Origin of the sequence: Rhizobium herbae, assembly GCF_019511375.1 — a bacterium.
In the GTDB taxonomy this organism is placed as follows: Bacteria; Pseudomonadota; Alphaproteobacteria; order Rhizobiales; family Rhizobiaceae; genus Pararhizobium; species Pararhizobium herbae_A.
Genome location: NZ_JAEUAO010000002.1, coordinates 884,462 through 899,182 on the forward strand (window position 1 = coordinate 884,462; position 14,721 = coordinate 899,182).

Below are 14,721 nucleotides of genomic sequence, written 5' to 3' on the forward strand. Positions count from 1 at the left end.
TGACTTTTCCGCCATTGAATGGATGACTTTTGCTGCCGGGCTTGCTAAGTCCCCCGCAGTCCATCGATCCCTCAGAAAAGCATCCATCTCATGCCCGATCTTCTGCTTGAACTCCGCTCCGAGGAAATCCCGGCTCGCATGCAGCGCAAGGCTGCCGGCGACCTGAAGAAGCTTCTGACCGATGCTCTGGTCGAGGCGGGTCTGACCTATGAGGGTGCGCGGGAATATTGGACGCCGCGGCGGCTGACGCTCGATATCCGCGGCTTGAACACCCGCTCGGCCGATGTGCGCGAGGAGCGCAAGGGCCCGCGCACCGATGCCAACGAAAAGGCGATCGAAGGCTTTTTGCGCGGCGCGGGGCTGACATCGATCGATCAGGCGCATGTCCACAGCGATCCGAAGAAGGGCGACTTCTACGTCGCCCATATCGTCAAGCCCGGCCGCCCCGCCGAAGAGATAATCGCCGAGGTGATGCCCGGCATCATCCGCAACTTTCCCTGGGGTAATCCGATGCGCTCCGGCGTCGCTTCGGCGAAGCCGGGCTCCCTGCGCTGGGTACGGCCGCTGCAATCCATCGTCTGCCTGTTCGGCCCGGAACACGAGGAAACCCACGTCATCCCGTTCGCGGTTGACGGCATCGTCGCCTCCAACATCACCTACGGCCACCGCTTCCATGCGCCGGAAGCGATTACCGTCCGCCGCTTCGCCGATTACATCGAGAAGCTGGAAAAGGCCTATGTCGTGCTCGACGGCGACCGGCGCAAGGATATCATCCTCCACGACGCCCGCGATATTGCCTTCGCGAACGGCCTCGAGCTGGTCGAGGACGAAGGGCTGCTGGAAGAAGTCTCCGGCCTCGTCGAATGGCCGCGGGTGCTGATGGGCGCCTTCGAGGAGGACTACCTGGCGATCCCCGCGGAAATCATCCGGCTGACGATCAAGACGAACCAGAAATGCTTCGTCACCCGCGTGCTTGGTGGAGAAACCCTGTCGAACAAGTTCATCCTCGTGTCCAATATCGAGGCGAAGGACGGCGGCAAGGAAATCGTCCACGGCAACGGCAAGGTCGTGCGCGCCCGCCTGTCGGACGCCAGGCATTTCTGGACCCGCGACCAGGGCGACCTCCCGGACCTCCAAACGCTGGAAGTCTCGGCCGAAAAGTTCGGGCTCGACCTGAAAAAGCCGCTCGACCAGCGCATGGCCAAGCTCGATGCGCTGAATGTAACGTTCCATGCCAAGCTTGGCACGCAAGGCGATCGTGTTGCGCGCATCCGATCGCTCGCCGCCGAACTTGCGAAGGTGACCGGCGCCGATCCCGCACTGGTTGACCGTGCCGTTGTTCTCTCCAAGGCCGACCTGCGCACCGAGGCCGTCGGCGAGTTCCCCGAACTTCAGGGCATCATGGGTCGCAAATACGCGCTACTGCAGGGCGACGATGCCTCCGTCGCCGCAGCGATCGAGGATCACTACAAGCCGCAGGGGCCTTCCGACCGCGCGCCGGACGACAAGGTCGCCATCACCGTGGCGCTTGCCGACAAGCTCGATACGCTGGTCGGCTTCTGGGCCATTGATGAAAAGCCAACGGGCTCGAAGGATCCCTATGCGTTACGCCGTGCCGCGCTGGGCGTGATCCGCATCATGCTGGAGCGGAAGGTGCGGTTGCCGCTGGCGAAGTCATTCAGGCAGGCAACGATCCTGGTGCTTGGAAATCCCGCTGGGATGAGTGGACCCGACATTCATGCTCTTCAAATCGACCTCCTCTCCTTCTTCCACGACCGCCTGAAAGTCTACCTGCGCGATCTGGGCGCCCGCTACGACCTGATCGATGCGGTGCTGACGCCCGACGCCGACGACCTGCTGATGGTCGCCCGCCGCGTCGAGGCGCTGACGGCCTTCATCACCTCCGAAGACGGCCAGAACCTGCTTGCCGGCACCAAGCGCGCCACGCAGCTGCTGGCGGCCGAGGAAAAGAAGGGCACCGCGGTTGCAGCGAGTGTCGATCCCTCGCTCTTCAGGCTCGATCAGGAAAGGGCGCTTTACGCCGCCGTCACTCAGGCATCGCAGGAGGCCGCTGCCGCCATCGCGGGCGAAGATTTCCGCTCGGCCATGGAAGCCCTGTCGAAGTTGCGCGGCCCGGTCGATCGGTTCTTCAACGACGTTCTCGTCAACGACGAAGACCCAGCCATCCGGGCGAACCGCCTGGCCCTGCTCGGCCTGATCCGCTCGGCGACCGGCACGGTGGCCGACTTCTCGAAGATCAGCGGCTAAGGAAATGGCCGATGGGGGCAAGAATCCTCGTCAGTGCCTGTCTCATGGGTCATGCCGTCCGCTATGACGGGCGGGCCACTCACGCATCCGGCACTCGATCGCTGGCGCGCGGAAGGGCGGCTGGTGACTATCTGTCCGGAAATGTCGGCGGGCATGCCGGTACCGCGGCTGCCTGCGGAAATCGAACCGGAAAATCCGCGGCCGAGGTGCTCTCCGGAGGCGCTCGCGTGCTGGAGAGCAATGGCGACGACGTCACGGCTGAGTTCCGGCAGGCGGCCGAAAATGCTCTGGCCGTGGCACTCGAGACCGGCTGCGCCTATGCGCTCCTGATCGACGGCAGCCCATCCTGCGGCTCGGGGTTCATCTATGACGGCAGCTTTTCCGGCCGCCGCCGGCCGGGCGAGGGCGTCACGGCAGCGCTTCTCAAGGCGCACGGCATCCAGGTGTTTTCCGGCCGCGATATCGACGCCCTCGTCGAAGTCTTGGGCTCTACCGTCTGATCGCTTGCGAACTGCACGAAAGAAAAAGGCAGCGCCCGAGGGTGCTGCCTTCCGGTATTGGTCAGCGGTTCGGATCAGCCCGCCTTGCGCCATTGGGGCTGCCGGTTGGTCTCGGTGGGTGCGCCCCGGTCGGAGATGCGGAATCCCCGGATGAGGTTCAGGAGCTCTTCCGTGTCGTCGGCCAGCACCTGGGCCGACGCCGTCGTCTCTTCCGCCATGGCGGCGTTCTGCTGCGTGGCGACGTCGAGCTGGTTCATCGAGCCGTTGATGCTGCGCAGCGTTGAGTCCTGTTCCCTGGCGCTATAGGCGATCTTGGCGACGATCTCGTTGGCCGCCGCAATCTGGCTGGAAATCCGCTTCAGCGCTTCCCCTGCCTCGCCGACCAGCTTGACCCCGTTGACCACTTGATCGGAGGAGCGGGAAATCTGTTCCTTGATCTCCTTGGCGGCTGCGGCGGAGCGTTGCGCCAGTTCGCGCACCTCCTGCGCCACGACGGCGAAGCCCTTGCCGGACTCCCCGGCGCGCGCCGCCTCGACACCGGCGTTCAGCGCAAGCAGGTTGGTCTGGAAGGCGATCTCGTCGATCACGCCGATGATCTTGGAAATCTCGTCGGAGGATTTTTCGATGCCGCTCATGGCTTCGATCGCCTGCGAGACGATGGCGTCGCTGCGCGACGCGTCGACGCTGACGGCCTGCACCCGCTTGCTTGCTTCGCTTGCCCCTTCGGCCGTGTGGCGCACCGAGGCGGACAGCTCGTCGACGGCGGCGACGGTTTCTTCCAAATTGGCAGCCTGCTGCTCGGTGCGGCGGGCGAGTTCCAGAGAAGCGTTGCGGATTTCCTCCTTGCTGCCACCGATGTCGGCACCCTTGCCGTTGACCTTGGACATGGCCGCCTCGAGCCGCGCCAGCGCATTGTTGAAGTGTTCGCGCAGCGTCGAATAGCCGGGGCCGAGATCGCCGCAGCGGATGGTCAGGTCGCCGGTCGCCAGAACCTCCATCGCCTCGCCGATCGTTGCCACCACATGCGCCTGCAGTTCCGCCTCTTCACGCTGAAGGTCGAGATTGTGCTGGCGCTCGGCGTTGATTTCGGCCTGCTGCTCGGCCTGGCGGCGGGCCATCTCATGCCGTTCGCGCACCTTCAGCTGCAGCGATTGCGTCGCCGTTGCCATCAGGCCGACTTCGTTGCGTAGGCTCGTGTGCGGGATATCGATCGTGACATTCTCGTCGGCAACCGCCTGGAGCGCCGTGTGGATCGCCTGCAACGGCCTGGTGATGCCGCGGATGACGGACCAGGCAGCGGCAATGCCGAACCCGAAAACAAGCAGGCCGATCGACAGGGCCTTCCAGATGGTGGCGCTAACCTGCGCGTCGAGGTCATCGATGTAAAGGCCCGTGACGACGACCACCTGCCAGGGCTCGAAGGCCAGGGCATAGCCGCTCTTGCGGAAGAAGGCATCGTCTGGCTCGCCGGGCTTGCTGGCATAGAAGTTTGTCTGCCCGCCGCCGGCGCGCCCAAGCCGAACCAGTTCGTCGCGGAACTTGTAGCCCTTCGGATCGGCAACGCCCTTGGCGCTCTTGCCAACCTTTCGAGCGTCAGGATGGAATTTCATGACGACGTCGTAGTCGTAGCCGAAGAAATATCCGTCCGGATCGAATTTCATCGCTGTCAAGGTTTTGAACGCCTGTGCCTGTGCCTCGTCACGGGTCAGTTCGCCGGCTGCTTCCCGTTCATGGAAAGCCTTGAGTACGGAGACGGCCGACTGCACCTGGGTGCGCAGCGTGTCGTAGCGGGCGTTGTAAAGCGCTTCGCTCGATGCGGATATCTGAAAATAGACGGCGGCCGCGAAAGCAACGAACAGTCCGGTGACCAGCAACAGCAGTTGCCGCGAAATCCTGAGATTCTTCATGGTGTTTCACACGATCCAGACACCGGCAGACAAGGGATTGCCGGCTCTATTTTAAACGGGCAGGGGCAAGGGCAGGCCGCGATCCGCGGCCACCGGAAATTCATTTCCAGGACTAAATTAGTCTGAACTTGCTTAAGAAAACCCTATGCGGCCGCACCAATGCCACCTTCTTGCGGCGCAAAAAATTACGCCCCTGCTTCTCTCAGGGGCGCAATTTCTCGCCTTGGAAGGCGAAATGCCCGATCAGCCTTTTCAGCGTGGCTGGCGAGGGCAGGGACAGGGAACTCCCGGATTATTTTAGCCGAAGTTGGAAGTTTTCCAGATCAACTTCTTGTGAACGGCCGTCTTGCGGCGTTACCGCGGCCATACCGGCCATCGACGCGGCGGAGACCGCACTGGTCTTTACGGTGCCGTCGATGACGGTTAGAGCGGCCGTTTCCTCTGCCGGCAGCGGATTGGCCGTTGCAGCGTCCGCCAGATGCTCGGTCGGCTGCATTTCGGCCTGCGCCGCCTTGACGGCTTCCTCAGAAGCCTTGGTGATGAAGACCACCGGCGAGCCGCCCAGCCACGCCTCGGTGCGCACCAGCTTCATCTCGCCATTGATTTGCTTTACTTCAACCCGCTCCGTGCCGGGGGCGACGTCGGGAACGACATAGCCGGTCTTCTTCTCGATCACCGGCGGCGGGCAATGCGCGCAGGATATTTGCGAGATGCTGGTGTTGGCATCCTGTCCGGTCGTTACCGCTTCGATCGACGACGCGGCGGCAGAACCGGCGGCAAACAGGCTGACGACTGTGAACAACAGGGTGCGCATCGGCATTCTCCTCGATAATCCGTAGCGAGGAGACTATTCATTCTCCGTTACGTTCCCGTCAGGAGAATTGGTAAAAATTGAATGAGTCTTTTGAATTTTCGGGGCGGGATCGCTGCTGTCAGGCCTTTTCGCGCTTGACCGCCCGCCAGCCGATGTCGCGGCGGCAGAAGCCGTTTTCCCATTCGACCCGGTCGAGAGCGGCGTAGGCCGCCGATTGCGCTGCGCTGACGTTGGGTCCCATGGCCGTGACGTTCAGCACGCGGCCACCGGTCGCCACCAGCTGCCCGTCCTTCAGCGCCGTTCCGGCATGGAAGACCTTGGTCGCGGCGTCTTCGGGCGGCAGCTTGCCAATCGGCGTGTTCTTCTCGTAGGAGCCCGGATAGCCCTTCGACGCCATCACCACCGTCAGCGCCACCTCGTTGCGCCAGTCCGCGCTGACATTGGCCAGCGACCCGGTGGCGGCGGCATAGAGCAGCGGCAGAAGATCGCTCTTCAGCCGCATCATCAGCACCTGGCATTCCGGATCACCGAAGCGGACATTGTATTCGATCAGTTCGGGGCCTTTGGCGGTGATCATCAGTCCGGCGAACAGCACGCCGGTGAAGGGCTGGCCGCTGTCGGCCATGCCGGCAATCGTCGGCTCGATGATCTCGCGCATCGTCCGCTCGACCATCTGAGCCGTCATCACCGGCGCCGGCGAATAGGCACCCATGCCGCCCGTGTTCGGTCCGGTGTCGCCGTCGCCGACGCGCTTGTGGTCCTGCGCCGATGCAAGCGGCAGCGCGGTCTTGCCGTCGCAGAGGCAGAAGAAGCTCGCTTCCTCGCCATCGAGATAGGCCTCGACCACGACCTCGGCACCGGCGGCACCGAAGGTGCCGGCAAAGCAGCTGTCGACGGCCTCCAGCGCCTCGTCCAGCGTCATCGCCACGGTCACACCCTTGCCGGCGGCAAGCCCGTCGGCCTTGATGACGATCGGTGCGCCCTGCACGCGCACATAGGCCCTGGCGGGCTCGGCAGACGTGAAGCGCTGATAAGCGCCGGTCGGAATGCCGTATTTGGCGCAGATGTCCTTGGTGAAACCCTTGGAGCCCTCGAGCTGGGCTGCGGCCGCCGAGGGTCCGAAGACGGCGATGCCGCTCGTGCGCAGCGTATCGGCAAGTCCCGCCACCAAAGGCGCTTCCGGACCGACGACGACGAAGTCGATCGATTCCCTGCGGCAGAAAGCGAGCACGGCGCTGTCGTCGGCGATATCGAAATCGACGAGTGTTGCTTCCTCGCCGATGCCGGGATTGCCGGGCGCGGCGTAGAGGGCCGTCAGCAACGGTGATTGCGCCAGTTTCCATGCCAGCGCATGCTCGCGCCCACCTGACCCGATCAACAGAACTCTCATCGCCTACTCCGCAGCCTGAAGTGTTGAGGTGCGGTTAAGGCGAGGGGAGCTGAAGGTCAAGGCAAAATCGGGAGCCACGGTGCTACAGGCGCTTTTCACTGGCGGTTCACAGCAGGCTGGAGGACCCCGCGCGGCGCCTGCCCCCGCTGACATCGCGACCGGTGATTTCCGCTGCCTGCTTCAGTGCCCAGTTAGACAGGTCCGGCAAAGCCAGCGGCTTGCTGATGAGATAGCCCTGGAAATGGTCGCAACCGGCAGCGATCAAAAGCGCAAGCTTCTCGTGGGTGTCGATGCCTTCGGCAACCACCGCCATCTTGCGCGCGTGGCAGAGCGCGACCATTGCCTTCAGGGCCGGCAGCGTTTGCTGATTGGCAAGGTTTTGCACCAGCGCCCTATCGAGCTTGATCGTGTCGGCGGTATATTCGATGATCTGCTGCACCGAGGTATAGCCGGCCCCGAAATCGTCGATGGAGATGCGGAAGCCCTTCTCCCGCAGGTTTTCGATGTTCCGGTGCAACTGATCGCCGAGCTTGACGGCGTAGGTTTCCGTCAGCTCGATCTCGATGGTGCGCGCGTCGAGCCCGTGCCGGTCGAGGCAATCGCTGAAATACTCGCCGATCGATTTCGAGTGCAGTTCCGCCGACGAGATGTTGATGGCAAGCACCGTCTCCGGCCCGAACAACGCCTTCAGATGCTGATGCTCCGACATCGCCCGGTTGATCACCCACCAGTCGATCTTGGTGAACTGGCCGGTGCTTTCGGCGATCGGCACGAATTCGTCCGGCGTGATGTTGCCGAGGGTCGGGGAAATCCAGCGCAGCAATGCCTCGCAACCGGTCACCTTGCCGCGCGCGTCGATGATGGGCATGTAGACGAGGTGGAACTGCTCGTCCGGATCGACCAGCCGCAGCTCTTCCTGAATATGGCGGATCCGGTCGCGTTTGTCCTGCAGCGCACGGGAGAAGCGCGAGGAACGGTTCTTGCCGTTTGTCTTGGCCTGGTACATGGCCGCATCCGCATTGGAGATCAGCTCGGCCAGGTTCGTTGCGTCCGTCGGACAGATGGCAACGCCGATGCTGGCGGTGACCGGGTAATGTTTGCCGTGCACTTCGAAGCCGTCCGAAAACAGGCCCAGGATGCAGGCACACATTTCGCGGATCGTGCCGTCCCCGGATGCCGACTGCACGAGAACCGCGAATTCGTCGCCCGAAAGACGCGCAAAGACCACCGGCGGCAGGGATCGTCGTGCGATGATTTCGCCGACGACACGTTCGATCCTGAGCGCCAGCACCTTCAGAAGTTCGTCGCCGACCTCGTGGCCGTATTTGTCATTGACGAACTTGAAGTTGTCGATGTCGATGAAGAGCAGGCTGCAGTGACCGCCCTGCGTCGTGACCTTGTGGACGACCTTTGCAGCCAGCGTGTTGAAATGGCCGCGGTTGCTGATGCCTGTCAGCGTATCCGTCCACGACGTATGCTGAACGAGGTGCAATGCGCGTTGGGACTGATCGTGCAATTGCTTGATGTTTCCGGTCAGTCGACCGATTTCCCCGGCGGCGTCGATTTGCGTAATGCCGTCGTTCTTGCCGGTCATCACCGCAGTGACCTGCCGGTCGAGCGCGGCGATCGGATTGGTGATGAAGCGGCGGATAAGGACAATCATCAGACCGACGGACACGAGACTCATGGCCAGCGCGCCGAGGCCGAGGAGCAGCTTCAGCCGCTCCACGTTGCCTGCATCGTGAGACGGCGGAACTGCCAGCGAGGCAAAGAGTGACGGCGCCAGTCTTACCGATGCGGAAAGTTCGTTTGGCAGGGATGGCCGCGGCACGCTGTCGAAGTCGATGACGGTTTGATACTCGTCCTGCAACTGGCGTAGCATGGAGAGAAACTGGGTCGGCTCGAGGGCCACCTGGACAAGAAGCGCGCTTTTCTTGGCGCTGGGCAGCGGCCGGCCGAAGGTGACGGGGTCGATAAATTCCGAATAGACGATCAGCGGGCGTGTCTGCCCCTCATGAAGGTAGGCCCAGTCCCTGAGCTGGCTGCCACCGGTGAGCCGGCGTCCCAGCGCAAACTGTGCTTCGCCGATTTCGGCAAAGGGATCGTCGCTGTTTTCGAAATAGTAGCCCGGCGTCAGATCCGGATTGAGGATGGCGAAGGAAATGAATTTCTTCGGATCATCGGAGAGCGAGCGGATGCTCTGCTGCAGCCTGAGCCCAAGCGCGTTGTTGCGGTAATCCTCATCGGTTTCGGAGACGAACAGCCGCACCGCATTGCCTTCGAGAAGTGAATAGAGAAAACTCCGGCTCTGATTGACATCGTGGCGGAACAGCGCCGCGATATGGTCGAGTTGTTGCGACAGTCGCGCGCGCTCAAGCGAGAGCATCGAATGGCTCTGCGCGATGTAGACAGACAGCGCTGCGAGCAGGTACCCCGTCAGGACAACCGGAAAAATCAGGAAAAACGCGCGTTTGCCGAGTGTCACTGGAAATTTGCCATCGAGCTGATGATGCGTCGACGGGTCTGGATCGACTGGACGGACAGTTCCTTCTGATACTGGCTCTTGGCCAGAATTTCGGCGGGCGGATAGATTTCCGTATTCGACCGCATCTCGGCCGGAATGAGGTTCAGTGCCGCTTCACTTGCCGTCGGCATGGTCAGCGCCTCGGCGTTGGCTGCGGCGCTTTCCGGCGAGCCGATGAAGTCGAGCAACTGCAGGGCGAGTTGCTTGCGGGGCGAGGCTGTCGTCACGGCTATGCAGTCGAGCCATGAGAACGTACCTTCCCTCGGTACCGCGTAACGCCAGACGCCGGGTGTTCCCGCCTTGTCGTTGAGCACATGCTGATCGCCGCTATAGGCGATCGCCATGTAGATGTCCTTACCGATATCGGGATTCTGGATCGAGGTGATGACATAGTCATAGGTCAGCACGAAGGGCGCCTGTTTCTTCATCAACTCGAAGGCTTGCTTCAGCGTCTCGTTGTCGTTGGCGTTGATCGACTTGCCAAGCAGCACCAGCGGCGCGATGAACGCTTCGTTGTGGTCGTCATACATGGCGATGTGTTTTTTAAGCTCCGGCGCAGGCGACATCAGGTCGTTCCAGGAGGTGGGCGCCGTGCTGATCTTATCGGAGCGGTAGGCGATGCCCATCGTTCCCCACAGATAGGGTATGGCATAGCCGGCGCAGCGCGAGGTCCACTCCGGTTTATAGTCCTTCAGAGAAGGCACGTTCTTTTCCGTCAGCGGCTCCAGGATGCCGCGTTTTCCGAAGAGATCAGCACCGTTCTCACCAACGACGACAAGATCAATGTTGCTGTTGGGATCGGACAGCACTTCGTCGCGTGCATCGCCGCTGTCATAGTAGATCTGGTGGACTGCGACGCCGGAATTCTGCGTCCAGCGGTCGAGGATCTTCTGGTCGATATAGGATTCCCAGATCAACAGGTTGAGCGTTTCCGCCTGCCCGGGCGTGGCGGCGAACGGCGCGCCAAGCGCGACGGAAACGGCAATAAACGTGTTGCGCATTGAAGTTACCCCGACAGTCCCCGGAGAGAACCTTAGCCCGCAATGCTTGATGAATACTTACAAGGGGATGGGTTGGACTGGCGGAAGCATGAAATGTCGCAGGGGTGACGCTATTCGCCTACCTGTGGCGGGGGAGCTTCGGCAGGAAGATCGTGAGCAGGCCGAGCAGCGGCAGGTAGGAGCAGATCGTGTAAACGAACGATATGCCGCGGTGATCGGCAATGACGCCGAGCACGGCGGCGCCGATGCCGCCGAAGCCGAAGGCAAAGCCGAAGAACATGCCGGCGATCAGGCCGACGCGGCCCGGCACCAGTTCCTGCGCGAAGACCACGATGGCAGAAAAGGCGGAGGAGAAGATGAAGCCGATCAGGATGACGAGGGCTGCGGTCCAGAACAGGTTGGCATAGGGCAGGATCAGAGCGAACGGAATGACGCCGAGAATCGAGAACCAGATCACGAAACGCGCGCCAAAACGGTCGCCGATCGGTCCGCCGAAGATCACGCCGGTCGCCGACGCGCCAAGGAACAGGAACAGGAGCATCTGCGCATCCTGAACGCCGAGGTCGAACTTCTCGATGGTGAAGAAGGTGAAATAGCTCGAAAGGCTTGCGAGGTAGGCGTTCTTGGTCGCGGTCAGGATGACGAGGACGATCAGCGTCCAGATCACCTGATTGCGCGGCAGGGGCAGGGTGCGGCTGGCGGCCTTGCGGCCGGCGGAACTGCGACGGTGGCGCGTGTACCAGACGCTGACACCGGACAGCACCATGAATCCGGTGAGCGCGATGATGGAGAACCAGCTGAGGCTCTCCTGACCACGCGGGATGACGATGAAGGCTGCGAGCAGCGGCCCGATCGCCGTACCGGTATTGCCGCCCACCTGAAACAGCGACTGGGCAAGGCCATGCCGGCCGCCGGAAGCAAGCCGCGCGACGCGCGATGCCTCGGGATGGAAGATGGCCGAGCCGATGCCGATCAGACAGGCGCCGGCGACGAGGACGTAAAAATGATTGGCGTTGGCGAGCGTGATCAGCCCCGTGCAGGTGGAGAGCATCGCCACCGGCAGCGAGAAAGGCATCGGCCAGCGATCGGTGACGACGCCGACAGCCGGCTGCAACAGCGAAGCGGTGACCTGAAACGCGAAGGTGAGAAGCCCGATCTGCACGAAATCGAGGGCGTAATTCTCTTTCAGAAGAGGGTAAAGCGAAGTCAGCAGCGACTGCATGATATCGTTCAGCATATGGCAGAAACTGACGGCTACGATGACGGAAACGGCCGTCTTTTCCGCGCCGATGCCGCTGGCCGATGATATCGTCGTCATGCTGTCGTCCTTGCCGTCCGGATCGCGTCCTGCTGGTGTTTATCGTTTCTACATTGCTTGCGCTTGGCCTGCTTTTGTGTTCTGGTCGTATCCTTTCGAGAATGGGCCAAATGCGGACAATCGATCACACCGGACAGGAAAGCCAGGACCACAACGAGCATTTTGCGAGCCTCTCCTGGATCGAAAACACCGAGGAGCCCCTCCCAGCGCTCGGCCGCGTCTATCCCGCGGGCTTCCGGGGGCTGCCCCACAGTCATACGAAGACACAACTCTGGTGCGCCAGACGTGGCGTGGTACTGGTCAGCACCGCCCGTGGTCGCTGGATGATACCACCCGGTCACGGGCTGCTCATCCCAGCAGGTCTCGAACATTTCAGCGAGATGATCAGCGAAGTGCACATGCATTCCATCTATGTCGATCCGTCGGTCATCGGCGCGCGTGATCCGCGGGTGCTGGAGGTGACCGCGCTTGCCGGCAGTCTGATCGGGGAACTGGTGCTTTCGGACGAAAAGCCGCTGTCGCCGCGGCGCAAGCGGCTGATCATGGAACTGCTGCTCGATGAGATCGGCCAATTGCCGGAGCGGCCGCTCGGTTTGCCCTTCCCGGGTGATGCGCGGCTGAGCCGCCTCTGCCACCATTTCCTGAAATCGCCGGCCGCCAATGCCGGCATCGATGACTGGGCGCGGGAACTGGGCATGAGCCGCCGCTCCTTTACCCGGCTGTTTCGCGCCGAGACCGGCGTCAGCTTCGTCACCTGGCGGCAGCAGGCCTGCATCTTCGCCTCGCTGCCGCGGTTGGCCGCCGGTGAGCCCGTGACGAATGTGGCGCTCGATGCCGGCTACGAAAGCATCGCGGCCTTCACCACGATGTTTCGCCGCATGCTCGGCAGTTCGCCCTCCACCTATTTGAAATTGCGCGCTGCCTGACGCTGCAATTCTGCCGCTCCACAGCGGAATCCCGAAGGGAGCGATATTCTATGCTATTGTAAGAAAAGGTATTTTCCGTATGGCGCCACGCTAATATGGAAAAGAAAGCCTGAAGGTGTCTGGTTAACGCAATGGTAGTGAGCTAAGGCCTATAACCGCGCCGAAACGAACCGTTTCAGTTTGCCCCGTTCGCCGCCGCCCGGTCCGCACGGGGTCTTGTATCCGGAGTTCCTTCTTGTCCCGCCGATCTGCCCTTGCCCTTTCCGTTGGTGTCGTTCTTGGCCTTGCTTCTGCCGGGCAGGCTGAGGACGGCCAGTATTTCTGGTCGGGTGACTGGTATCTGAAGGTCGGCGCGACAGGCTTCCTCGGTCCGAAATATGATGGCGGCTCCGACCGTCTGTTCCAGGCAGCGCCGCTGATCTCGCTCGGGCGCGCCGGCAGCACGGTGCGGTTCTCCTCGCGCAACGACAACCCGGCCTTTGCCTTCGTCGATAAGGGGGCCTTCCGCGCCGGCGTCGTCGGCAAGCTCATTTTGGAGCGCGATGAGGATACGTCATCCAAGCTCGAGGGCCTCGACCCCGTACGCTTCGGCGGCGAGCTCGGCGGTTTCGCCGAAGTATATCCGACCGACTGGCTGCGCATCCGCGCCGAACTGCGCCAGGGCATTCGCAGCCATCACGGCCTGATCGCCGATGTTGCCGCCGATGGCTTCGTCGACGTCAGCGACAATGTGCGTGTCTCCGCCGGCCCCCGGCTGTCGGCGGCGACGAGCGACTATTTCGATGCCTATTACGGTGTGAGCTCGTCGGAAGCCGCAAAGTCCGGCTACTCGAAATATACCCCGTCCGGTGGCCTGAATTCGGTCGGCGCCGGCGCGGCGATCACCTGGCAGGCGACCGAGAAGCTCGAGACCAGCGCCTTTGCGGAATACAAGCGGCTGCTGGGCCCCGCCGCGGATTCGAGCATCGTCAAGGAAGGCGGCAGCCGCAACCAGTTCCTGGTCGGTCTCTCCGCACTCTATCGCTTCGATTTCACACTGCAGTGAACCCATTCTTTGAAGGCGGTTCCGGATCGCTTGACCGCAGGCGCCTTGCGCGGCAAACACATGGCATGAGCACCAGTCCAGCCGATTCCGGGCGTGTCTACGACGCCCCGTCCAACAATTGGGTCTACCGCGTCCTGCCGCGGACGCTTTGGCCCTATGCGCAGCTTGCCCGCTGGGACCGGCCGATCGGCTGGCAATTGCTGATGTGGCCGTGTTTCTGGTCGGCGGGACTGGCTGCAAACGCGGCGGCCTCGGTCGGGACGTTCTCCCTCGGCCGGTTCGCCTTTCACCTGTTGCTGTTCTTCATCGGCGCCGTCGCCATGCGCGGGGCCGGCTGCACCTATAATGACATCGTCGACCACGACATCGACACGGAAGTGGCGCGCACCCGGTCGCGGCCATTGCCCTCGGGCCGCGTCACGCGGCTGCAGGCGAAGATCTTCATGGTCCTGCAGGCGCTTGCCGGTCTTTTCGTGCTCCTGCAGTTCAACGGCTTTTCAATCTTTCTCGGCGTCTTCTCGCTCGTCGTCGTTGCGGTTTATCCCTTTGCCAAGCGCTTTACCGACTGGCCGCAATTTTTCCTCGGCCTTGCCTTTTCCTGGGGCGCGCTGATGGGGTGGTCGGCGGAATTCGGCGGGGTAGGGATGGCCGCGATCGTCCTCTATCTGGGCGCGATCGCCTGGACGGTTGGTTACGACACCATCTATGCCTATCAGGACAAGGAAGACGACGAACTGATCGGTGTGCGTTCAACGGCACGGCGCTTCGGCGAGCACCCGCGCCCCTGGCTGTTCGGTCTTTACGGCCTGACGGTCCTGCTTTTGTGTGTCTCGTTCGCAACCGCCGGCGTCGGTCTCCCGGCCTTTGTCGGCCTTCTGGTTGCCACCGTCATGCTGTTCTACCAGATCCTGGTGCTCGACATTCACGACGCGGCACAGTGCCTTGCCCTGTTCAAGTTCAACAGTGTCGTCGGGCTGATCGTCTTTGGCGGATTGTTGGCGGCGCTTTTGGTGCGGCTGCTATAAAAA

11 protein-coding genes are annotated in these 14,721 nt (G+C 62.3%); 5 read left to right on the forward strand and 6 right to left on the reverse strand.

Annotated features, from left to right (window positions below):
- Window positions 1-90 precede the first annotated feature (90 nt).
- Both glyS and JNB71_RS11490 read left to right on the forward strand, forming a co-directional pair.
- Window positions 91-2,268, forward strand: coding sequence for a glycine--tRNA ligase subunit beta (glyS, locus tag JNB71_RS11485; RefSeq protein ID WP_220371907.1), 2,178 nt, complete (start codon window positions 91-93; stop codon window positions 2,266-2,268).
- Between the two features lie 11 nt (window positions 2,269-2,279).
- A complete protein-coding gene (locus JNB71_RS11490; protein WP_220371908.1) occupies window positions 2,280-2,768 on the forward strand; it encodes a DUF523 domain-containing protein in 489 nt (162 codons plus the stop codon).
- Window positions 2,769-2,842: 74 nt separating this feature from the next.
- On the opposite strand, the gene JNB71_RS11495 is transcribed toward JNB71_RS11490, so the two are convergent.
- From JNB71_RS11495 to JNB71_RS11520, 6 genes are all read right to left on the reverse strand, one after another.
- Entirely contained in the window at window positions 2,843-4,675 is a 1,833-nt protein-coding gene (locus JNB71_RS11495) for a methyl-accepting chemotaxis protein (RefSeq protein WP_220371909.1), read from the reverse strand.
- Between the two features lie 292 nt (window positions 4,676-4,967).
- A complete protein-coding gene (locus JNB71_RS11500) occupies window positions 4,968-5,489 on the reverse strand; it encodes a plant virulence effector HPE1-like domain-containing protein (protein ID WP_220371910.1) in 522 nt (173 codons plus the stop codon).
- A gap of 118 nt (window positions 5,490-5,607) precedes the next feature.
- Window positions 5,608-6,879 (reverse strand): phosphoribosylamine--glycine ligase, encoded by a 1,272-nt coding sequence (purD, locus tag JNB71_RS11505; protein ID WP_220371911.1) that lies wholly within the window; start codon window positions 6,877-6,879, stop codon window positions 5,608-5,610.
- A 106-nt stretch (window positions 6,880-6,985) separates the two neighbouring features.
- A complete protein-coding gene (locus JNB71_RS11510) occupies window positions 6,986-9,364 on the reverse strand; it encodes a putative bifunctional diguanylate cyclase/phosphodiesterase (RefSeq protein ID WP_220371912.1) in 2,379 nt (792 codons plus the stop codon).
- Window positions 9,361-10,404 (reverse strand): polyamine ABC transporter substrate-binding protein, encoded by a 1,044-nt coding sequence (locus tag JNB71_RS11515; protein WP_220371913.1) that lies wholly within the window; start codon window positions 10,402-10,404, stop codon window positions 9,361-9,363. Before JNB71_RS11515 ends, JNB71_RS11510 begins: the two co-directional genes overlap by 4 nt.
- Window positions 10,405-10,522: 118 nt before the next feature.
- Complete coding sequence (locus tag JNB71_RS11520) at window positions 10,523-11,722, reverse strand: MFS transporter (protein WP_220371914.1); 1,200 nt, start codon at window positions 11,720-11,722, stop codon at window positions 10,523-10,525.
- Between the two features lie 110 nt (window positions 11,723-11,832).
- On the opposite strand from JNB71_RS11520, the gene JNB71_RS11525 reads away from it, so the two are divergent.
- The 3 genes from JNB71_RS11525 to ubiA all read left to right on the forward strand — a co-directional run bounded on the left by JNB71_RS11525 (window position 11,833) and on the right by ubiA (window position 14,718).
- A complete protein-coding gene (locus JNB71_RS11525) occupies window positions 11,833-12,648 on the forward strand; it encodes an AraC family transcriptional regulator (protein WP_220371915.1) in 816 nt (271 codons plus the stop codon).
- A 235-nt stretch (window positions 12,649-12,883) separates the two neighbouring features.
- Window positions 12,884-13,693 (forward strand): MipA/OmpV family protein, encoded by an 810-nt coding sequence (locus JNB71_RS11530; protein ID WP_220371916.1) that lies wholly within the window; start codon window positions 12,884-12,886, stop codon window positions 13,691-13,693.
- A 65-nt stretch (window positions 13,694-13,758) separates the two neighbouring features.
- Complete coding sequence (gene ubiA / locus JNB71_RS11535; protein ID WP_220371917.1) at window positions 13,759-14,718, forward strand: 4-hydroxybenzoate octaprenyltransferase; 960 nt, start codon at window positions 13,759-13,761, stop codon at window positions 14,716-14,718.
- The last annotated feature ends 3 nt before the right edge of the window (window positions 14,719-14,721 follow it).

Coding starts and splice junctions, on each gene's coding strand:
- JNB71_RS11520 (WP_220371914.1), bottom strand. CDS start 11,722: ATGACGACGATATCATCGGCCAGCGGCATCGGCGCGGAAAAGACGGCC.
- JNB71_RS11515 (WP_220371913.1), bottom strand. CDS start 10,404: ATGCGCAACACGTTTATTGCCGTTTCCGTCGCGCTTGGCGCGCCGTTC.
- purD (WP_220371911.1), bottom strand. CDS start 6,879: ATGAGAGTTCTGTTGATCGGGTCAGGTGGGCGCGAGCATGCGCTGGCA.
- ubiA (WP_220371917.1), top strand. CDS start 13,759: ATGAGCACCAGTCCAGCCGATTCCGGGCGTGTCTACGACGCCCCGTCC.
- glyS (WP_220371907.1), top strand. CDS start 91: ATGCCCGATCTTCTGCTTGAACTCCGCTCCGAGGAAATCCCGGCTCGC.
- JNB71_RS11495 (WP_220371909.1), bottom strand. CDS start 4,675: ATGAAGAATCTCAGGATTTCGCGGCAACTGCTGTTGCTGGTCACCGGA.
- JNB71_RS11525 (WP_220371915.1), top strand. CDS start 11,833: ATGCGGACAATCGATCACACCGGACAGGAAAGCCAGGACCACAACGAG.
- JNB71_RS11490 (WP_220371908.1), top strand. CDS start 2,280: ATGGGGGCAAGAATCCTCGTCAGTGCCTGTCTCATGGGTCATGCCGTC.
- JNB71_RS11500 (WP_220371910.1), bottom strand. CDS start 5,489: ATGCGCACCCTGTTGTTCACAGTCGTCAGCCTGTTTGCCGCCGGTTCT.